16 protein-coding genes are annotated in these 19,291 nt (G+C 62.3%); 13 read left to right on the top strand and 3 right to left on the bottom strand.

What is annotated here, in order from left to right:
- Positions 1 to 77: 77 nt before the first annotated feature.
- The 4 genes from P0D68_RS14505 (at position 78) to P0D68_RS14490 (ending at position 4,208) form a co-directional block, all read left to right on the top strand.
- The gene (locus tag P0D68_RS14505) at positions 78 to 1,007 is read left to right on the top strand and encodes a LysR family transcriptional regulator (protein ID WP_408296723.1); all 930 of its coding nucleotides are present in this window, start codon (positions 78 to 80) and stop codon (positions 1,005 to 1,007) included.
- A gap of 131 nt (positions 1,008 to 1,138) precedes the next feature.
- Positions 1,139 to 2,233, top strand: coding sequence for an asparaginase (locus P0D68_RS14500; protein ID WP_408296726.1), 1,095 nt, complete (start codon positions 1,139 to 1,141; stop codon positions 2,231 to 2,233).
- Positions 2,234 to 3,232: 999 nt separating this feature from the next.
- The gene (locus tag P0D68_RS14495) at positions 3,233 to 3,811 is read left to right on the top strand and encodes a lysozyme (RefSeq protein WP_408296729.1); all 579 of its coding nucleotides are present in this window, start codon (positions 3,233 to 3,235) and stop codon (positions 3,809 to 3,811) included.
- A gap of 49 nt (positions 3,812 to 3,860) precedes the next feature.
- Complete coding sequence (locus tag P0D68_RS14490; protein WP_286161957.1) at positions 3,861 to 4,208, top strand: hypothetical protein; 348 nt, start codon at positions 3,861 to 3,863, stop codon at positions 4,206 to 4,208.
- Between the two features lie 338 nt (positions 4,209 to 4,546).
- Here P0D68_RS14490 and P0D68_RS14485 read toward each other — a convergent pair whose 3' ends face one another.
- Positions 4,547 to 5,527 (bottom strand): chemotaxis protein, encoded by a 981-nt coding sequence (locus tag P0D68_RS14485; RefSeq protein WP_408296732.1) that lies wholly within the window; start codon positions 5,525 to 5,527, stop codon positions 4,547 to 4,549.
- 424 nt (positions 5,528 to 5,951) lie between these two features.
- Here P0D68_RS14485 and P0D68_RS14480 point away from each other — a divergent pair, with 424 nt between their 5' ends.
- From P0D68_RS14480 to P0D68_RS14470, 3 genes are all read left to right on the top strand, one after another.
- Positions 5,952 to 6,506: a DUF4142 domain-containing protein gene (locus P0D68_RS14480; protein WP_408296735.1), complete on the top strand. Its 555-nt coding sequence runs from the start codon at positions 5,952 to 5,954 to the stop codon at positions 6,504 to 6,506.
- A 190-nt stretch (positions 6,507 to 6,696) separates the two neighbouring features.
- Positions 6,697 to 8,430, top strand: a complete 1,734-nt coding sequence (locus tag P0D68_RS14475) for a tetratricopeptide repeat protein (RefSeq protein WP_408296738.1) — start codon at positions 6,697 to 6,699, stop codon at positions 8,428 to 8,430.
- 88 nt (positions 8,431 to 8,518) lie between these two features.
- Positions 8,519 to 9,544, top strand: a complete 1,026-nt coding sequence (locus P0D68_RS14470; protein WP_408296741.1) for an aldo/keto reductase — start codon at positions 8,519 to 8,521, stop codon at positions 9,542 to 9,544.
- Positions 9,545 to 9,657: 113 nt separating this feature from the next.
- On the opposite strand, the gene P0D68_RS14465 is transcribed toward P0D68_RS14470, so the two are convergent.
- The gene (locus P0D68_RS14465) at positions 9,658 to 10,401 is read right to left on the bottom strand and encodes an SDR family oxidoreductase (protein ID WP_091795368.1); all 744 of its coding nucleotides are present in this window, start codon (positions 10,399 to 10,401) and stop codon (positions 9,658 to 9,660) included.
- A 137-nt stretch (positions 10,402 to 10,538) separates the two neighbouring features.
- On the opposite strand from P0D68_RS14465, the gene P0D68_RS14460 reads away from it, so the two are divergent.
- Positions 10,539 to 11,438 carry a LysR family transcriptional regulator gene (locus P0D68_RS14460; RefSeq protein WP_091795365.1) on the top strand — a complete coding sequence of 300 codons (900 nt, stop codon included), beginning with the start codon at positions 10,539 to 10,541 and terminating at the stop codon, positions 11,436 to 11,438.
- Positions 11,439 to 11,577: 139 nt separating this feature from the next.
- A complete protein-coding gene (locus P0D68_RS14455) occupies positions 11,578 to 11,895 on the top strand; it encodes a single-stranded DNA-binding protein (protein WP_091795362.1) in 318 nt (105 codons plus the stop codon).
- On the opposite strand, the gene P0D68_RS14450 is transcribed toward P0D68_RS14455, so the two are convergent.
- Positions 11,865 to 12,791, bottom strand: coding sequence for a LysR family transcriptional regulator (locus P0D68_RS14450; RefSeq protein ID WP_408296746.1), 927 nt, complete (start codon positions 12,789 to 12,791; stop codon positions 11,865 to 11,867). The two genes, P0D68_RS14455 and P0D68_RS14450, sit on opposite strands and share 31 nt — an antisense overlap.
- 123 nt (positions 12,792 to 12,914) lie before the next feature.
- Between P0D68_RS14450 and P0D68_RS14445 the strand changes: the two genes are divergently transcribed.
- The 4 genes from P0D68_RS14445 to cuyB all read left to right on the top strand — a co-directional run bounded on the left by P0D68_RS14445 (position 12,915) and on the right by cuyB (position 18,943).
- Positions 12,915 to 14,681 carry an acyl-CoA dehydrogenase family protein gene (locus tag P0D68_RS14445; protein WP_408296749.1) on the top strand — a complete coding sequence of 589 codons (1,767 nt, stop codon included), beginning with the start codon at positions 12,915 to 12,917 and terminating at the stop codon, positions 14,679 to 14,681.
- The gene (locus P0D68_RS14440; RefSeq protein WP_408296752.1) at positions 14,678 to 15,907 is read left to right on the top strand and encodes a CaiB/BaiF CoA transferase family protein; all 1,230 of its coding nucleotides are present in this window, start codon (positions 14,678 to 14,680) and stop codon (positions 15,905 to 15,907) included. Before P0D68_RS14445 ends, P0D68_RS14440 begins: the two co-directional genes overlap by 4 nt.
- A gap of 57 nt (positions 15,908 to 15,964) precedes the next feature.
- Positions 15,965 to 17,278 (top strand): MFS transporter, encoded by a 1,314-nt coding sequence (locus P0D68_RS14435; RefSeq protein WP_408296755.1) that lies wholly within the window; start codon positions 15,965 to 15,967, stop codon positions 17,276 to 17,278.
- 153 nt (positions 17,279 to 17,431) lie between these two features.
- Positions 17,432 to 18,943, top strand: a complete 1,512-nt coding sequence (gene cuyB / locus P0D68_RS14430; protein WP_408296758.1) for a cysteate racemase — start codon at positions 17,432 to 17,434, stop codon at positions 18,941 to 18,943.
- Positions 18,944 to 19,291 lie beyond the last annotated feature (348 nt).

Here is a 19,291-nt window from a genome sequence, read left to right as displayed (position 1 = left end):
GTGATAATCGGGTCATCGCGCACAGCGTTTATGTCGCGAATGCATTAATAGACCGCTCCCACTCACGGATCCCGACGATGACCCCAACGGAGCTTTTCGCCTTGCTGCCGGATATGGCGGTGTTTGCGCGTGTCGTCGATGCCGGCAATTTCTCGGTGGCGGCGCGGCAACTCGGCAGTACGCCGTCCACGGTCAGCCGTCAGATCAAGCGGCTCGAAGACGCGCTGGCGACCCGCTTGCTCGAGCGCTCCACGCGCACGGTGCGGGTCACGGAATCGGGCGCCCAGGTGGCGCGTTTCTGCCGCGACATGGTGAGCGCCGCGTCCGGTGCGGTCGACGCGGCGGGGCAACTGGCCGGCAAACCGCAAGGCAGGGTCAGCTTGAGCGCGCCGACCCAGTTCGCGAAGTCCGTGATTCACCCGCTCGTTGCAGGCTTTCTGCGCGCTTACGACGAGGTGGACCTGCAACTCCTTTTCGCCGATCAGGACATCGACCCGCTAGCCGACGATGTCGATCTGGTGATCCGCCTGACCGAACATCCGCCGCAGGGTCTCGCGGGTCGCCGACTGGGCGCGGTGCGCTGGCTGCTGGTGGCGTCGCCCGCGTATTTGAGCGAACGCGGTACGCCGGCGCAGCCACGCGACCTGCTGAAACACGCGTGCATCTACCTCGGCGAGACTGCCGACGACAACCGCTGGCGCCTTCGCCGCGGCACGGAGACGCAGAGCGTCGACGTGAAGGGGCGCTACATCGCCAATCATGCCGGCGCGCGGGTTGAAGCTGCGCTGCAGGATTTCGGCATTGCATGCGTACCGGAGTTTGCCGTCTCGGAGTCGCTGTCGAGCGGCGAACTCATACAGGTCTTGCCGGAATGGAAACTCGAAGCGCGCGCGTATGTGGGCTCGGTGTGGCTGCTGCATCCGCCGAACCGATTTTTGCCGCCCAAAGTGAGGGCATTGATCGACTATCTCGTCGAGCATCTTCACGATGCGCTTGATACTGCATGAGAAACATTGCGCGCTCGCTGAATAGCGGGGACTTGCCACGCTGTGTTGGTCCGCGCGCGAGGCGAACGTTGAATCGCCCGCGTCATCCACGATTCGATGCTGCCGCAACGATTAAACCGATCACGAGGAGAATGAGCATGAGCTTGCGCACTACCGGGCCGATTGCGGCGACTGTCTATCGCGGCGATTCGATTGAGAACACGCATCTGGCTCACGTCGCGGTGGTCGACGCGGATGGGCGCTTGCTGGCGTCATTCGGCGATCCGTCGCGCGTGACGCTGGCGCGTTCGGCGGCCAAGCCGGCGCAAGCGCTGGCGGTGCTGGAAACCGGCGCGTTGGAACGGTTCGGTTTCGACGAAGCCGATCTCGCGTTGATGTGCGCCTCGCACAGCAGCGAGCCGCGCCACATCGAACGCGCGCGACACATGCTGGCCAAGGCGCATGCGAGCGAAGCGGACTTGCGTTGCGGCGGCCACGCACCGCTATCCGACGCGGTGTACGTCGATTGGCTCAAGCGCGACTTCAAACCGGGCGGTGTATGCAGCAACTGCTCCGGCAAACATGCGGGCATGCTGGCGGGTGCGCAGTCGATCGGCGCGGCGATAGCGGGTTACGAGCGACCCGAGCATCCGTTGCAGGTGCGGGTGAAACACACGGTCGCGGACGTATGCGATTTACCCGACGCTGCAGTGCAATGGGCCACGGACGGCTGCAATCTCCCGACACCGGCCTTTCCGCTCGATCGCCTGGCACGTTTGTTTGCGAAGCTCGCTGCTGCGCAGGACGTGGTATCGAAGGAGGCGACCGCCACACCGCGCACGAAAGCGCTTGCCCGAATCTACCGCGCGATGACGACCTATCCCGAGTTGGTCGCGGGCGAGGGTCGCTTCTGCACGCAGTTGATGCAAGCCTTCGATGGCGGCCTGATCGGCAAGGTTGGCGCGGACGGTAGCTACGCGATAGGTGTGCGGGCATCGGCGCAGACGGAGAGGGCGGGCGCGCGCGGCGCACTGGGTATTGCGGTGAAGATCGAGGATGGCAACGTCGGCATCCTGTACGCGGTGGTCGCCGAATTGCTGGCGTTGCTCGACATTGGAACGCTGGAGCAACGCACGAAACTTGCGGCGTTTCATAGACCGAAGATGTTGAACACGATGGGCATTGAAACGAGCCGACTGACTTTTTCGGTCACGCTCAGCCGCTCAAAGGAGCACGGAGTGCAATGAACGATCGCGGCGGTGCGCGCAGCGCCGTCGAAAGAATGACTGCCTTGTCATTGAGGGTGAAGGTGCGAGGACTCTGATGATTCCAGATGCACTATTACCGTGACTGTGCGGGGGATCCGCATATGAGCCGGCGGTGCAAAGCCGCTTGGACCGATGCTTCGCATAGAAACGCCAGAAAGGATGCAGCGGGATACTGTTCTCGTGGAATTGCCCGCGATCCAAAATTGATCGTCTAAAGCCATCAGGTGCATCAGACCGCTCCGGTTCAATTGAGAGACGATTTACCGGAGGCGCAGGAAAAGACGAAATGTCTGTCAGTGGCTACGGCGGGGAGTTGAATGAAACGTCGTGGCAGCGTGTCCTGTGGTGTCCTGGAAGCGAGGCGCAAAAAATAGATTGAGATATGCGCCGCGCATGCCCATTTCCTTTTTCGGACCAGTCTTATAGGGACTGCGCTCCATTGCCGCGAGTCTTGATGGTCTTGTTAATCACAAGCGGGAGACGGCATATGGAAAGCAAGGGTAACAAAGAGGTATTGCATCTGTTCAAAGATTGGCCCGCCAACACGATTTAACTCCGCCAAGCGTAGACGAACTATGAGACGACGCATTGCAGTGGTCGGCGACACGTTGAGCAGCGGCGGCCGGATTCCGCGCTCGACGGGGATATCGTCCTGTGCCAATGTCCAACTCCGCCTCACGTTACTGCGAGCCTCGCCGGCGAGTCGTGGTGCGATGACCGGGCCGAAGAATTCACGCATAGCGTGAATCCCCCTGGTATGAACGGTGCAACACCCGACAAGCAGCCCGATCGCTACGATGAGCAATTTTCGTTACTCGACGCGGCTGGTAGCGCGCTACCGAAGACGTATTACACGGTGTTCTTGCCATCGGGCGACCGCGTCCACGGTGTAACGGATTCGCAGGGCCGAACTAGTCGCCATCATACGGATAGCGCGCAATCCATACGAATCCACCTCGGCCACAAGGAGGAGCACTAATGCCTGATGCACTGGCAACCGCAACAACCAACACCGATCCGAATTCCTCTGTTACGGTGTACACGGACCGATTTGCCAAGCCGTGGAATGTCAGTAGTGGTGGCCTTTCCTTTATTTCTGTATGGGAGTCGGGGCTACTGAACGGCGTGAACTTTCAAGGGCACTACGTCACGGAGGGTTTTGTTTTGCAAGCGTATCTGGATAACGCCGGCATTCCAACGGTTGGGTGCGGGCACCGGATATTACCCACAGACCATATCCAGGTTGGACAGTCAATATCACTGGAGCGGGCGCGGGGCTTTAAGAGGCGGGATGTCGAACGAATGGAAAGAAGACTGAATAGTGATGTAATGGTGCCGCTATTTCAATTTGAATATGATGCTCTCGTTAGCATCGTTTATAACTGCGGCGCGGGCGACGGCGCAACAGGCATAATCCAGAAAGTGAACACTGGGCACTACCGGGCAATGTCTGACTTCATTTGTACCTACCGAGTGGGACACAATCGCGGCTTGCCGCATAGGCGATATTCGGAGGCACGTCTTTTCGCGTCGGGGGTCTACGATGCCTCTCATTAGCAAAGCGATTATTTTTTGCGTTGTCTTCGCGGGGCTTTGCAACGTGGTCATGGCGAACCCGGATCAAGAGTGTCTAAAACATCTCGGCGGCGGATACGGAGACACCTTATGTTATGGCAATCTAAGCGCCGATTTAGCCAGGAACAACAAGAAGATTTATGAAAATGTTCGTGCGAAGATACCAGTGGCGAATTCTCACGCGAAGCTACTGGACGCATACATGTCTGCACAAGACAATGCACTGAAATTCTGTGAATTGCAGCGCGACGCAGGCGCGGGATGGGAGAGAAGTTCAGATGGTTCCATGTTTCCAGCGCTCTATGGCGAATGTGTTTACAACGTCCGCAAGGCGCAGAATAAATTTCTGACGGATCTTCTGGAAATGTCAAAATGGTGAGAGTGCGCAGAATAACAATTGCCACGCAAGCCATCTACCGGCATTGGTTGGATTGCCAGCTTCGGTGAGCCAATGTCCTGTTAAATTTCATCACAACGCTAGTGCTCTTGCTTTAGCATGATCGTTTGAGTCTGCCGGTCCACGAACAGGACATGCCGATGGCGACCTTCCCCGTCGTCCTGCGCTGCTATGAAATGCAGTGGACCAGAACCCCAAAAAACGCCTCGTTTTCCTGAGTTACCGAAGAAGCAGAAGGCCATCCGTAATACAAGGCGCTTGCGGCCTGCAGATCAGGCTGTTCGAGGGTTTACCAGGCATCGCCTCACCCAAAAGAAAACTCAAACAACACCTTCAGCCGAAGGCACCACCCCCAGCGCATTCCGAATCGCATTAGCCAGCTCAGCAGCGGCAAACTTGGCCACATACCCGTTAGCCCCGGCATTCTTCACATGCGCCTCGTTAGCGGCCCCGGTAAGCGAAGAATGAATAATGACCGGAATATCCCGAGTCCGTTCATCCGCCTTGATCTGCCGGGTCAGCATGAACCCGTCCATCTCAGGCATCTCGAGATCGGTCAAAACCAGTGCAATACTATCCTTCACCCGCGTTCCATTAGACGCGGACTCCCGAGCAACCTGCTGCAAGGTATTCCACGCTTCTTCCCCGGTCTTGGTCATGACAAAGTCAGCCCCAATCGCGCTCAAAGCCTGCTCGATGAGCTTGCGAGCAAACCCGGAATCATCAGCAGCAAGAATCTTCGCCCCACGCCGGATACCCAACGCCTCTCCCACCGAAGCAGGATCGACACTCGGATGCTGTGACGGAAACACGTCACGCAATACCTGCTCCACATCGATTACCTGAGCGAGCCGCGAATCACCCGTGTTGCCGTCGATCCGCGCAATACTCGTGACAAGATTGCCGCCGGCCGCGCCCTCGGCGGACAACACCTGGTTCCACTCCAGCCGCACGATATCGTCGACTTCCTCGACCGCGAACGCCTGCGTGGAGCGCGCGAATTCCGTCACCAGCAAGATGTTCAGACCGCGCGTCGGCTCGCAGCCCATCAGCCGTGGCAAGTCGATCACGGGGATGATCTGCCCGCGAATGTCCACCGCGCCCATTACGAACGGCGACGAACCGGCGATCGGCGTGACCGCCGGCATCGTCGAGATTTCACGCACCTTGAAGACGTTGATGCCGTAAAGCTCGTGCGCGTCGCTGCCGGGCACGGAGCCCAGCCGGTATAGCAGCAGCTCGAATTTGTTGGAACTCGTCAGGTTGCTGCGTTCGTCGCTCGATCGGTGTTCTACTGCCATTGCATCTCTCCAGGGTTGCGGTGCGTGTGATGCGCCATACAACCGTTACGTTCGATCCCTGGCGCGCGCCCTACCTTTCTGTTATCGGCGCGGCGCGCGGAAAATTCAGCGATTGCACGCTGTTTTCCTCGCATTCTCTGGTTAACACGCAGTCTATAGGCGAGCCACCACCTGAACACGAAGGGGCGCGACCCCGCTGGTCGCAATACACGCCCGCCAGGTCATTCATATGAAGGTTACCTGCGGTTACAGAAGCGACAGCGTCGTATCACATGGTGCGCAGTGCGGCTCCTAGAATGCACAGCGATTAAAGCGTGGCGCTGTCAGTGGCTGGAAAGCTGGATGAAAGGTGTTCGTGCAGCCGGTTTGACCTCCGAGGCGCACACGCATTGCCGTTGTTTCGCTTCCACCTCAAGGAGAACGTATGATCCGCTTGCCTCTCGCCACCCTCAGCAGCGCCTGTATGGCTGGTCTGCTCGTCGTCGCCACTGCGGCCAATGCGCAAAGCGCGCCCGCAGCGGATGCCGGCCGTCTGCATGCCGCCGATCAGACGTTCATCGCGGACGGCACCAAGGCCGTCGCAACGCAGCGCGACGCCGCACGCATCGCCACCTCGCGCTCGACCGACCGCGACGTCAAGGCGTTCGCCGAACGTGTCTCCACCGACAACGCGAAAATCTCCGACGCGCTGCGCGCAGCCAGCCCGCGCGGGGTCGATGTGCCGAAGAACGATCCCGACGCGGCCGTGCTCGCGAGCATCAATAACCTGCGTGGCGCCGAGTTCGACAAGGCCTATATCGAACAGGTCGCGCTCGCCGGTGAGCAGAAAGCACTGTCCGCATTTCAGGCGGAAATCGCTTCGGGCCGCGACGAACAGTTGAAGGACGCGGCAAAGAAGGCGCTGCCGACTATCCAGGAGCACTACGCAATGGCGCAGGATCTCGCCAAGCGCAAGCATCTGTCGACTACCGCGCAATAAGCGGCAAGCGTTTTGCAACGCGTCACGTCGCGGCGTGACGTGACGCAACGCGACGCTTGGCAGTTCGAATGCGCTGTTTTCGGCGATAATCGGCTTCGCTCTTTCGGAGTTCGCTGCACGCGTGGCCTTGCGCGACGCGCGCTCCGAAAGCTTCCCCGATTTTCACGCGCATTCGATCAAAGCTCTCCGCATGGGCAAGCCTGCCAATCTGCCACAACAGTTGGACCATATGCTTCGGCAAGCCGTCGGGCTCCAGCAGAACGGCGCATTCGCCGAGGCCGAAGAACTCTATCGCGAGATTCTCGAACTCAAACCCCGTCATTTCGACGCGCTGCAATTGCTGGGTGCGCTGGCGCTGCAAGCGGGCCGTCTGCAAGAGGGCGTCGAGCTGCTCAGGAAAGCGCTTGCTGTCAACGCAAAGCAGGCGCCGATTCATTCGAACCTCGCCTATGCGTTGAACGTCTTGCAGCGTTTCGACGAAGCACTGCTGAGTGCCGATCGCGCACTGGCCTTGCAGCCAAAATTCCCTGACGCACTGAACAATCGCGGCACCGCGCAAGCCGGCCTGAACCGGCTGCTCGACGCGCTCGGCAGTTTTGATCGGGCGATCGCGCTGATGCCCGATTTCGCGCAGGCCTGGAACAACCGCGCCTGCGTGCTGCGCGATCTGGGCCGTCCCGCGGATGCGCTCGCGAGCTGCGATCACGCGCTTGCATTGCAGCCGAATTATCCCGATGCGTGGAGCAATCGCGGCAATGCGTTCAGCGATCTGAACCAGCCGGAGGAAGCCGAACGAAGCTACCGTCGCGCGCTCGAATTGGCCCCGGCGTTCGCCGATGCCTGGAACAATCTGGGTCTCACACAAATCGATCTCAACCAGCACGCGCAGGCGCTATCGAGTTACGAACGCGCACTGGCCGCGAATCCCGCGGCTGTCGAGACGCATTGGAACGCGTCGTTATGTCTGCTGCAAATGGGGCAATTCGAATCCGGTTGGCAGAAATATGAGTGGCGTTGGGAGCGCAGCCGCATTAAGGCAAGCCGGCGCACTTTTGCGCAGCCCCTTTGGCGCGGGGACTTTTCGATCGACGGCAAGACGATTCTGTTGCACGCGGAGCAGGGCCTCGGCGATACGCTGCAGTTTTGCCGTTATGCCGCGCTGGTGTCGAAGCTCGGCGCGAAGGTCGTGCTCGAAGTGCCGCCGGAATTGATGCGCATCATGTGCACGCTCGACGGCGTGGACCAGTTGATCGAAGCCGGCCAAACGCTGCCGGCATTCGATTGCCACTGTCCGCTGCTGAGCTTGCCGCTCGCGTTCAAAACCGATATCGACAGCATTCCGTCTGCCACGCCTTATCTCTTCGCGGATGCCGAAGCGGCTCGCCAATGGCGCGATCGAATTCACGTGGCAGACGACGGCCGCCTGAAAGTCGGACTCGTGTGGGCAGGTGGAAACCGGCCGCATGTCGCGGAGCTTCGCAAGAACGACGCGCGCCGCTCGATCGCGCTCGAGCGATTTGCGCCGATTCTCGATGTGCCGGACGTGCGGTTCTTCAGCCTGCAAAAAGGGCCGGCGGCACAGCAACTCGATAACGCCGGGTTGAGTGGCCGCATCGTCGATTACACGGAAGAACTGAGCGATTTCGCCGACACGGCGGCATTGGTCGCAAACCTCGATCTGGTGATTTCCGTGGACACGTCCACGGCCCATCTGGCCGGCGCGCTCGGCAAGCCGGTCTGGATTCTGAACCGCTTCGACACCTGCTGGCGCTGGATGCTGGTGCGCGCCGATACGCCGTGGTATCCGGGTGCGAGGCTTTTCAGGCAACCCGCATTGGGCGATTGGGACAGCGTGATACAGACCGCGCGCGACGCGCTGGCCGCGTCGAGCGCACCGGCTATGGGCGCCGCTCACTCGCGATAGCGACACCGATCTGGCTCCCGGCGCGTTTGCGCGGACGCGCGTAGACTGATCGTCCGTTTATCGACGGTCAAGCCACGGAGATTCATCAATGGAATACAGACATCTGGGTGCATCCGGTTTCAAGGTGCCGGTGCTGAGTTTCGGCACGGGCACATTCGGCGGCAAGGGCGAATTCTTTCAGGCGTGGGGCGCGACCGACGTCGCCGAGGCGCGTCGGCTGCTCGACGTCTGCTTCGATGCGGGCGTCACCATGTTCGACACCGCGGACATCTATTCGAGCGGCGCGTCCGAATCGGTGCTCGGTGAAGCGCTCAAGGGCAAGCGCGACAAAGCGATCATCTCGACCAAGGCGACCTTCCGTTTCGACGATGGACCGAACAGCGTCGGCTCTTCGCGCTTCCATCTGATCCAGGCGGTGGACGCCGCGCTCAAGCGCTTGCAAACCGATTACATCGACCTGTTCCAGTTGCACGGCTTCGACGCCAGAACGCCGGTCGCCGAAGTGCTCTCGACGCTCGACGATCTGGTGCGTGCCGGCAAGATCCGTTATACCGGCGTGTCGAATTTCTCCGGCTGGCATCTGATGAAGTCGCAGGACGTAGCGGACCGCTACGGTTATCCGCGCTACGTCGCGAATCAGACCTACTACTCGCTGGTGGGCCGTGATTATGAATGGGAACTGATGCCGCTCGGCGTCGATCAAGGTGTGGGCGCGGTGGTGTGGAGTCCGCTAGGCTGGGGGCGTCTCACTGGCAAGATCAAGCGCGGCCAGCCGTTGCCCGATTCGAGCCGCTTGCATAAAACCGCCGACATGGGGCCGCCGGTGCCGGACGAGTACCTGTTCCGCGTGCTCGATGCGATCGACGAGATAGCCGGCGAAACCGGCAAGACCGTGCCGCAGATTGCGTTGAACTGGCTGCTGCAACGGCCGACCGTGTCGACGGTGCTGATCGGTGCGCGCAACGAGGAGCAATTGCGGCAGAACCTGGGCGCGGTGGGCTGGAATCTGACGCCTGAGCAGGTGGCCAGGCTCGACGCGGCGAGCGCCGTGCGTCCTGCTTATCCGTACTGGCATCAGGAAGGATTCGCGGAACGTAATCCGAAGGCGGTGTAAGTCAGCAAGCTCATTCGGAAATGGCCTGCATAGCGGGCGCTCCGGTTCGACATCGCCTCGCGAGTTCGGCCGGAGCGGTGAAAAGTTCGCGGTAGTGACAGTGGCCGGACGCTTCAGGCGATGCCGCCATTCGCTCGCAAAATCTGACCGTTCACCCAGCCCGCATCCGGACCGGCGAGGAACGCCACGACCGACGCAATATCGTCCGGCTGACCGAGGCGTTGCAGCGGCGGCATCTTCGCGAATGTCTGGATCTGCTCTTCAGTCTTGCCGTCGAGGAACAGCGACGTCGCGATCGGCCCCGGCGCCACCGCGTTGACGGTGATGTTGCGGCCGCGCAGTTCCTTGGCGAATACGTGCGTGAAGGCTTCGACCGCCGCTTTGGTCGCGTTGTAGATCGCGTAGCCAGGCATGTTCAACGCGAGTGCTGTGCTCGAAAAATTGACGATGCGTCCGCCATCGTTCATGCGGGCGGCGGCTTCCCGCAACGTGTTGAAAGTGCCGCGCACGTTGATGTCGAAGGTCTGGTCGTAGAGCGCGTCGCTGGTGTCGGCGAGCGGCATGGTCTTGAGCACGCCGGCGTTGTTGACCAGCACGTCCACCTTGCCTAGTTGCTGTTCGGTGATCTCGAACAGGCGGCGCACGTCGTCGGCGTTCGATACGTCGGCCTTCACCGCAACGGCTTGCGCGCCGGCAGCCGCGAGTTCCGCCACGAGTGCGTCGGCTTCGGCCGAGCTGGACGCGTAATTGACCGCGACGGCGAAGCCTTCTTTGGCGAGACGTTGCGCGACCGCCGCGCCGATGCCGCGCGATGCGCCGGTCACGATGGCGACTTGAGTATGGGCAGGCTTGTTCATGAGGCGTTCCCTTGGTCCGGTGAGTAGATGAGCTGAATCATGGACGCTTTTCGCCCATAGATAATCCGGTTAGACTGGCCATCATCATTCCATTTGCTTTAACAATGGGCGCGCAGCCCGCCCACCAGGCACTGAACATGGATCGTTTTGAGGAAATGCGCGTTTTCGTGCGGATCGCCGAGCGGCAGAGCTTCACGCGCGCCGCGGACGATCTGCAGATTCCGCGCGCCACCGTGACCAACCTGATGAAGCGCATGGAGCAGCGGCTCGGCGCGCGGCTGCTCGAACGCACCACGCGTACGGTGCGCCTCACGCACGACGGCGAGGCGCACTACCGCCGCTGTGTGCGGCTGATTGCCGACATGGAAGAGGCGGAGGGCTCGTTTTCGAACCTCGCGCCCAAGGGACTGCTGCGGGCGAATTTGCAGGGCACGCTGGCGCGGCACTTCGTGGTGCCCGCTCTGCCGGCGTTTCTAGCGCGCTTTCCCGAGATCGAATTGACGATCGGCGAAGATGACCGGTTCGTCGACCTGGTGCGCGAGGGTGTGGATTGCGTGCTGCGGGCAGGCAATCTGCAGGATTCGACGTTGGTGGGGCGCCGCGTTGCGCAACTTGCGCAAGTCACCGTCGCGAGTCCGGCGTATCTCGCAGCCTATGGCGAGCCGGCCGATCCGGCGGCGCTGTCCGCGCATCGGGCGGTCAATTATGTGTCGAGTGCAACGGGCAAGGCCGTACCGCTCGAATTCAACGTGGCGGGGCGAATCGTGGCGACGGTGCTGCCGTCGGCGGTGTCGGTGACCGGCACCGAACTCTATACCGGCTCGGCGCTTGCCGGGCTCGGTATCGTGCAAGTGCCGCAATACCGGGTCGCGGCGGAGCTGGAAGCGGGCCAGTTGAAAATCATTCTTGCGGACTTTCCGCCGCCGCCGATGCCGGTGTCCGTGCTGTATCCGCAGAACCGTCAGTTGTCGTCGCGAGTGCGGGTGTTTGCGCAGTGGTTGAGCGACATCTTCAGCCCGCGTCGCGCGGCGGCTTGAACGTCTGGCGTCAGCCCGTACGCCGAGCCGCACGCAATCGCGCGGCTTTTTATGCGGGCGGCGCGGCTTCTCGTGGGATCATACGCGCCGTGCGGGGCGATTCTGCCTTTGCACGGTACGGCACAAAAGGAGCAGGGCAATGATCGATGGACTGGTGGGCGGGCGGTTGTACGGCGAGGCGCAGATCCGCACGGGGCAGAACGGCAGGCGTTTCGTGACCTGCAAGGTGCGCGCGACCACCAACGACGGCGACACGATTTTCGTCAACGTAATTGCCTTCGACGACGACGTGCAAACCGCGCTGCTCGCGTTGAGCGATGCGGACAGCGTCGCGCTGAGCGGCACCTTGACGCCCAAGGTCTGGACCGACAAGAACGGGCTCGTCAAACCGGCGGTGGATATGGTCGCCCACAAGCTGCTAACGGCCTACGAAGGGCGCCGCGAAGCGGACGAGTGATGCGTGGCTCCCGGCGCGCCGCCGGCATCGCTGAGATACTCGACAAAGCGCTCGGCGACAGGCTCCGCGTCGCCGCTTCTGCGCAACAGAAGCACTTGCGATGACAGCGTCTCGCCCGTTAGCGGCAAAAAACACACGCGCGGATCCTGCACCTGGCGCAACGTGTACGGCACCAGCGCAACGCCCATGCCGAAGCCGACCATCGTCACGACGGTTTGCCACAAGCGCGCCTCATGGCGGATCAGCGGGCTGAATCCGGCTCCCACGCACTGCGCGATGATCAGGTCGTGATAGTGCGGCGATACGGTACGGGGAAACAGAATGAACGGTTCCTGCGCCAGCGCGCGCAGATCGACCTTGCGTTTGCGCGCGAGCGGATGAGCGGCGGGCAGACAGCACAGGAACGGCTCGGAGAAGATCGGCGTGGAAGTGACATCTGACGGGAAATTGCCCCAGTGCGCGCAACCCATGTCGATCTGCATCCGCTGGATTGCGTGCACCTGCTCGCTGGTGTTCATCTCCTTCAATACGATTTCGACGCTGGGGTAATCGGCCTCGAAGCGTTTCACTGCTTGCGGCATTCCGCGGTACAGCATCGAATTCACGAAGCCGATTCGCAAGCGGCCGGCGAGGCCATGCGCCGAGCGAACGGTCATGCGTTGCGCTTCGCTCGCCTGCAATAACAGGCGGCGCGCTTCGCCGAGCAGCACTTGCCCGGCGTTGGTCAGCGACACGGTTTTGTTGGTGCGCGCGAGCAACTGCACGCCGAGTTGCTCCTCGAACTTGCGAATGTCGAAGCTGAGGGCGGGCTGCGAAATGAAGAGCCGCTTGGCTGCGCGGCCGAAATGCAACTCCTCGGCGACCGCCACGAAATAGCGCAACTGTTTCAGGTCCATGGCTGTCTCCCGGTTTCTTATCGATAAGCTGTGTCTATCGTACCGGACATAAGTTGTATTAGACGATTATCGTCGGCGCTCATATGCTCCTTTCAATAGCACTATCCTGCATGGGAGACAAGCATGAGCGAAGACGACGCGCAGCCGGCACACGGCTCGTCCAACATTCCCGACAGCCGGGGCATCAACTTCTTCACCAGCGATCCCGACTTCGAGCGTCTGCTCAAGCTGCATCTCGGCGACACGCTGTTTCACGAACTCGAGGGTCAGTTCGTTTCGCTGGGCCAGCGCGCCTCCGACGAACTCGACGCCTGGGCGCTGTCCGCCGACAAGCATCCTCCGCAATTGAACCATCGCACGCGGCGCGGCGAAGCGCTGCAAAGCATCGACAAGCATCCCGATTACGTCGCGCTGGAACGCGTGGCATATGCGGAGTTGGGACTCGCCGCGATGAGTCATGAGACGCACGACGGCGCAATGTCACCGCCGCCGCTCGTCAAGTACGCGCTGACCTTTTTGTTCGTGCAGGTGGAATTCGGCCTGTGCTGCCCCGTGAGCATGACCGATTCGCTCACGCGCACGCTGCGCAAGTTCGGCGCGCCAGAGCTGGTCGCGCGCTTTCTGCCGATGCTCGCCTCGCGCGATTTCGACACGCTGTTTCAGGGCGCGATGTTCATGACCGAACAGGCGGCGGGCTCGGACGTCGCGCGTATTGCCACGCGCGCGTCGCTGGGGACCGATGCGAATGGCGAAGAAACGTGGCGCCTCTACGGCGACAAATGGTTCTGCTCGAACGCCGACGCCGATCTCGCGATGGTGCTCGCGCGTCCGGACACGGCGCCGCCCGGCATCAACGGACTCGGTCTGTTCCTCTTGCCGAAGACACTGCCGGATGGATCGCGCAACAGCTACCGGATCGTGCGTCTGAAGGACAAGCTCGGCAGCCGCTCGATGGCGAGCGGCGAGATCGTGCTGGACGGCGCGGTGGCCTATCTGATTGGCGAAGTGGGGCGCGGTTTTCATCAGATGGCCGACATGATCAACATGTCGCGTTTGTCTAACGGTGTGCGTGCCGCGGGTTTGATGCGCCGTGCGCTGACGGAGGCGCTGCACATTGCCCGCCATCGCGAAGCGTTCGGCCGCAAGCTGATCGATATGCCGTTGATGCAGCGTCAGTTGCTTAAGATGATGCTGCCCGCCGAACAGGCGCGTTCGATGTTCATGCGCATTGCACAACTGCTGCAACTGGCCGACGCAGGCGACCGGCAGGCGGCTAAATGCGTACGCATCCTTACGCCGCTCATCAAGTTCCGCGCTTGCCGCGACGCGCGCCGCGTGACCGGCGACGCGATGGAAGTGCGCGGCGGCACCGGCTATATCGAAGAATGGAGCGACGCGCGGCTCGTGCGCGACGCGCATCTCGGCTCGATCTGGGAAGGCACGAGCAACATCGTCGCACTCGACATCGCGCGCGCGGCGAAACGCGACGGCGCGCTCGAACCGTTGCGCACCTATCTGCAGGATCTGCTCGGCACGGCGGGTTTGCCGCCGGCCAGCCTCGCGTTGCTGCGCTCGACGCTCGCGCGTTCGTGCGATGTGCTGGCCAAGGTGGCGGATTCCGGCTGCGACGAATGGGTTCGCCAGGCCGGCACCGCGTTGTATCACGCGAGCGCCGCCGTGCTGATGGCTTGCGAAGGCGTGCATTTCGCACCCGATTACCGGCGTCTCGCGCTCGCTCATCTGGTGGTGCGGCACAAGCTGTTGCCCGTGGATCCGCTGGCATTGCATTCGGCATCGGATGAAAGCGCTGTGATCGATGCGTTGGTCAATGGCCGCAGCGTGACGCTTGAAGAGGCGCTGCAACTCTTGCCGGCAGGGAGCGCGCAATGACCACACACGTGAACGACGGCAAGCAAGGCGCGCTGCAGGGCATCAAAGTCATCGACCTGAGCCGTGTGCTCGGCGGCCCGTATTGCACGCAGGCGCTCGCCGATCACGGCGCGCAGGTGATCAAGCTCGAACCACCGGACGGTGACGAAACCCGCGGCTGGGGGCCGCCGTTTTATGGCGACACCGCGTGGTACTTCGCGGGCGTGAACCGCAACAAGCAGGGCATCGCGGTCGATCTTTCACGCGACGAAGGCCGCGCGATTCTCTGGAAGCTGCTCGAAGACGCCGACGTGCTGGTTGAAAATTTCAAGCCCGGCACGCTCGCGCGCTGGGGCATGGACTACGAGCGCGATTTGCGTGAGCGCTTCCCGAAGCTGATTCATTGCGCCGTATCCGGGTTCGGTCCCGACGGTCCGCTCGGTGGTTTGCCCGGCTACGACGCCGCGATTCAGGCGATGACCGGCCTGATGAGCGTGAATGGCGAGCGTGACGGGCCGGCCACACGCGTCGGCTTGCCGGTGGTCGACATGGTCACCGGCCTGAACGCGCTCGCAGGCATTCTGCTCGCACTCGCCGAGCGCGCGCAGAGCGGTCGTGGCCAGTCGATCGATATCGCGTTATACGACTGCGGCGTATCGCTGCTGCATCCGCATCTGCCGAACTATTTCGGCTCGGGCCGCACGCCGCAGCGCAGCGGCAATGCGCATCCCAACATCACGCCGTACGACAGCTATCGGACCGCGACCGCGCCGATCTTCCTCGCGGTGGGCAACGACCGGCAGTTCGCGAAACTGTGCGCGCATCTCGGCGCACCCGATCTCGCCGACGACCCGCACTACGTCGACAACCGCAGCCGCTGCGCGCATCGCGAGCCGCTGAAGGCCGCGCTCGAAAGCCTGCTGGCCGCGCACGAGTGCGAGCCGCTCGCGCAGGCGCTGATCAACGCGGGCGTGCCGTGCGGGCCGGTGCAGACCGTCGACGTCGTGGCACGGCATCCGCATACCTTGCATCGCGGCATGGTGGTCGAGATGGGCGAGTATCGCGGCACCGCTTCGCCGATCAAATTGTCGCGCACGCCGGCCACGTATCGAAGTGCGCCGCCGTCGCTCGGTGCGGATACGCGCGACGTGCTCGATAGATTGGGTATCGACTCCGCGACCCAGCAGCGTCTGTTCGAAGCAGGCGTGCTCAAAGCGGGCGGGCACCCAGCATCAGCGCAGCAGTGAGCGGTGACGGCACGAAGAAGCCGCGCCATCCAGAAGAAAGACCTAGGAGACAGAGACATGAATCGCGAGCCCGATGTCCACGCCGCAGGCCGGCAACCCACGCGCGCCGCAGCCGCGGCTTTTGTCGGCACCACGATCGAGTGGTACGACTTTTATATCTACGCCACGGCGTCCGCACTGATCTTCGGCAAGCTGTTCTTTCCCGGCAGCGATCCGTTTTTCGCCACGCTGGCTTCGTTCGGCACGTTCGCGGTCGGGTTCTTCGCGCGACCGTTCGGCGGGCTGGTGTTCGGCCACCTCGGCGACCGCATCGGCCGTAAGAAAGCGCTCGTGGCGACGCTGGCGATCATGGGCGTGGGTACTGTCGGCATCGGCTTCCTGCCGACCTATGCGAGCGCCGGTGTGTGGGCGCCCGTGCTGCTCGTGCTGCTGCGCGTCGCGCAGGGGATCGCGATCGGCGGCGAGTGGGGCGGCGCGGTGCTGATGGCGAGCGAACACGCGCCGCAAGGACGGCGCACGTTCTTTGCGTCGTTCGCGCAACTCGGCAGCCCAGCGGGGCTGATTCTGTCGCTGCTCGCGTTTCGCGCGGTGGCCTCCATGGACAAGGACGCGTTCCTCACCTGGGGCTGGCGTCTGCCGTTTCTCGCGAGCGCGGTGCTTCTAGTGGTTGGCCTGCTGATCCGGGCGGGCGTTGACGAATCACCGGAATTCAAGGCACTGAAGGCGCAACGGCGAGTGGCCACGCTACCGGTCGCCGAAGTCGTGCGTGATGCGTGGCGCACGCTCTTGCTGTGCCTCGGCGCGAACGTGATCGGTGTGGCCGGAGCGTGGTTCGTCAACACCTTCATGCTCAATTACACGACGCAGACCCTCGGCCTCGATCGATCGTTGATTCTCGATTGCCTGTTCGTCGTGGCGTTCATCCAGTTGTTCACGCAACTAGGTTCGGGATGGTTCGCCCAACGCATCGGTACGGGACGATTCCTGAAGGGGGCGGCGGCGTTGGCGATGCTTTCGCCGTATCCCATGTTCGCGCTCGTTTCGACCGGGCGGCCGGTGGCGATCGTGATCGGCATCGCGCTGGCGGTGATGTGCATGTCGAGCTCGTATGCGGTGATGGCCGGGTTCATGTCGACCGCATTCGCCGTGCGTGTCAGGTATTCGGCGATTTCGCTGTCGTATCAGGTGTGCGCCGCACTGGCCGGCGGCCTCACGCCCCTGATCGGAACGTTGCTCGCGCATCGATATCCGGGCGCCTGGTGGCCGCTGGCCGTGTTCTATAGCGTGCTGGCCGGGGTGTCGCTGGTGTGCATCAGTACGCTGGAGCGCCACAAGCGCGTGGCGGCGCACGGCGTCGTCGAAGCGGCCTAGCGGGATATCCGTGCCGTCGACGCCTGGAAACGCGAGGAAATGTGCGCTTCGTGGTTAACCCCACGTCATACTCCCCCGACATAATGTCATCCTCAGTGGCGCCAAAGCCGCCTACCATCAAAGCGGATGGCAAGAAAAACAGGGGAAGTCATCATGAATCGCTATCGTTCGCTGGGCGTCGTGACCGGTGCGGCGCAACTCGCCAGCGCCGATGTCCTGTGCAGAATGAACGCTGCCTGGCAGCGACACGGCGCGGCGCGTCCATTCGATCTCGTTCTCGAGCAGCAGTCCTGGCAGGGGCCCGCCCCGCAGAGCGAAGTGAGCGCCCAGTTCAAGATTCATGTGTTCGATACCCTACGCGCGTTTGAAAAGCGCGGTGTCGAAGCGATCGTGTTGCCGTGTTTCCTGAGTCATACCTTCATCGACGAACTCTCGGCGAATGTCGCCGTGCCTGTCGCCAACATCATGACGGCGCTGACGGCGCATGTGCGGCAAGCGTTTCCGTCGGTGCGACGGATCGGCGTGCTGACTTCGGACGCCATCCGCGATAACGGCCTTTTCGAGCGTTATTTCGACGCTGCGCAGTTCGACGTGCTGCATCCACGTAACGAAGCGGGCTTCGACTGTGTGACGAGCGCAGTCTTTAGCGACGAAGGCATCAGGAATGGCCGCCTTTTTGGCCGCCCGGTCGAATTGTTGCGCGCGGCGTGCGCGGATCTCATTGCGCAGGGCGCGGAGATCATCCTGCCCGGGCTGGTTGAGATCGCGCTGGTCGCGCCCGCGCTCGGGCTGCTCGAAGTGCCGTTCGTCGACGTCAATCTGGTCTACGCGCGCTACGTCGCCGCGGCCCAATATTCGCAGCCGGAGCGGCGCTTCAAGGTAGGCGTGCTGGGCGGCGTGGGGCCCGCGGCGACGGTCGATTTCATGGCCAAGCTGGTACGCAACACTCCGGCCGCATGCGATCAGGATCACATCAAGATCATGGTCGAGCAGAATCCGCAGATTCCGGATCGCACCGCCGCGTTGCTCTGCAACGGCGAGGATCCGACGCTCGCGCTTTACGCCGCCTGCAAGACGCTCGAAGAGGGGGGCGCGGACCTGATTGCGATTCCGTGCAATACGGCGCATGCGTTCGTCGAGCGGATCCAGCCTTCGCTCGGCATTCCGATCGTGAATATGCTGACCTGTACCGCGGATTATCTGCACGAGACCTTTCCGGGTCTGCGCGAAGTCGGCGTGCTGGCGACCACCGGCACGCTCGCGAGCCGCGTTTACGAACGCTCGCTCGAAGCACGTGGGTTCGTGCAGATCGCGCCCGGCGAGCAGGCTCAGGCGCGACTGATGCACGCCGTCTACGGGCCGAAGGGCGCGAAAGCCGGCTTTACCTCGGGCGAATGCTGCGACGACCTCGCCGTGGCCGTGGACGATCTGGTCGCGCAAGGCGTGCAGGTGATCGTGCTGGGCTGTACCGAGTTGCCGCTGCTATTGCGCGATGCCGTGCTGGCCTGCGCGGGCGGGCGGGTAGTGCGGCTTGTCGATCCGACCGAGGTGCTGGCGAGGTGCTGCGTGGTGTATGCGCTGGGGGAAAGCGCGGCGCTGGAGGGGGTTCCGGTGGGACCGTTAGCGACAACACCACAGGTCAGTGTGGAGCGCGCGTTCGGTTAGGCGCGGGTGCTCCGGTCAATGATTTTCGGCGTTTTGACGCTTGCCGCGATTGCGGACTGAGCGTCTTGACGCCTTCATCTTCCTGCGCCTGCAGTAAGGCCCCAACGCCGCTTCACTCGGCGCAGGATCTTTCCCATGCAATCGGCATGACGCTTGCTGCCGGGCTGAGCGGTGTGGGTTTTTGTCGTCGATTACGGCCTCTCGCGCTTCGGGAGCGCAGCCGCACCGTGTCATGGAAAACTGTATAAATATACAGTATAGTATCCCGTTGCAAGCTGGGCCTCCGCGTGCGTCTCCGCCGGCCCCGCTGCACTGAACTTGCGCGGTCGCGAGGCGTCCGTGAGAGGT

This window comes from Paraburkholderia sp. RL17-380-BIE-A (assembly GCF_046028085.1).
Classification (GTDB): domain Bacteria; phylum Pseudomonadota; class Gammaproteobacteria; order Burkholderiales; family Burkholderiaceae; genus Paraburkholderia.
This window is presented reverse-complemented; position numbering and strand designations above follow the sequence as displayed.

Coding starts and splice junctions, on each gene's coding strand:
- P0D68_RS14455 (WP_091795362.1), top strand. CDS start 11,578: ATGATCGATGGACTGGTGGGCGGGCGGTTGTACGGCGAGGCGCAGATC.
- P0D68_RS14490 (WP_286161957.1), top strand. CDS start 3,861: ATGGCGAACCCGGATCAAGAGTGTCTAAAACATCTCGGCGGCGGATAC.
- P0D68_RS14480 (WP_408296735.1), top strand. CDS start 5,952: ATGATCCGCTTGCCTCTCGCCACCCTCAGCAGCGCCTGTATGGCTGGT.
- P0D68_RS14460 (WP_091795365.1), top strand. CDS start 10,539: ATGGATCGTTTTGAGGAAATGCGCGTTTTCGTGCGGATCGCCGAGCGG.
- P0D68_RS14495 (WP_408296729.1), top strand. CDS start 3,233: ATGCCTGATGCACTGGCAACCGCAACAACCAACACCGATCCGAATTCC.
- P0D68_RS14475 (WP_408296738.1), top strand. CDS start 6,697: ATGGGCAAGCCTGCCAATCTGCCACAACAGTTGGACCATATGCTTCGG.
- P0D68_RS14450 (WP_408296746.1), bottom strand. CDS start 12,791: ATGGACCTGAAACAGTTGCGCTATTTCGTGGCGGTCGCCGAGGAGTTG.
- P0D68_RS14435 (WP_408296755.1), top strand. CDS start 15,965: ATGAATCGCGAGCCCGATGTCCACGCCGCAGGCCGGCAACCCACGCGC.
- P0D68_RS14500 (WP_408296726.1), top strand. CDS start 1,139: ATGAGCATGAGCTTGCGCACTACCGGGCCGATTGCGGCGACTGTCTAT.
- P0D68_RS14440 (WP_408296752.1), top strand. CDS start 14,678: ATGACCACACACGTGAACGACGGCAAGCAAGGCGCGCTGCAGGGCATC.
- P0D68_RS14485 (WP_408296732.1), bottom strand. CDS start 5,527: ATGGCAGTAGAACACCGATCGAGCGACGAACGCAGCAACCTGACGAGT.
- P0D68_RS14445 (WP_408296749.1), top strand. CDS start 12,915: ATGAGCGAAGACGACGCGCAGCCGGCACACGGCTCGTCCAACATTCCC.
- cuyB (WP_408296758.1), top strand. CDS start 17,432: ATGAATCGCTATCGTTCGCTGGGCGTCGTGACCGGTGCGGCGCAACTC.
- P0D68_RS14470 (WP_408296741.1), top strand. CDS start 8,519: ATGGAATACAGACATCTGGGTGCATCCGGTTTCAAGGTGCCGGTGCTG.
- P0D68_RS14465 (WP_091795368.1), bottom strand. CDS start 10,401: ATGAACAAGCCTGCCCATACTCAAGTCGCCATCGTGACCGGCGCATCG.
- P0D68_RS14505 (WP_408296723.1), top strand. CDS start 78: ATGACCCCAACGGAGCTTTTCGCCTTGCTGCCGGATATGGCGGTGTTT.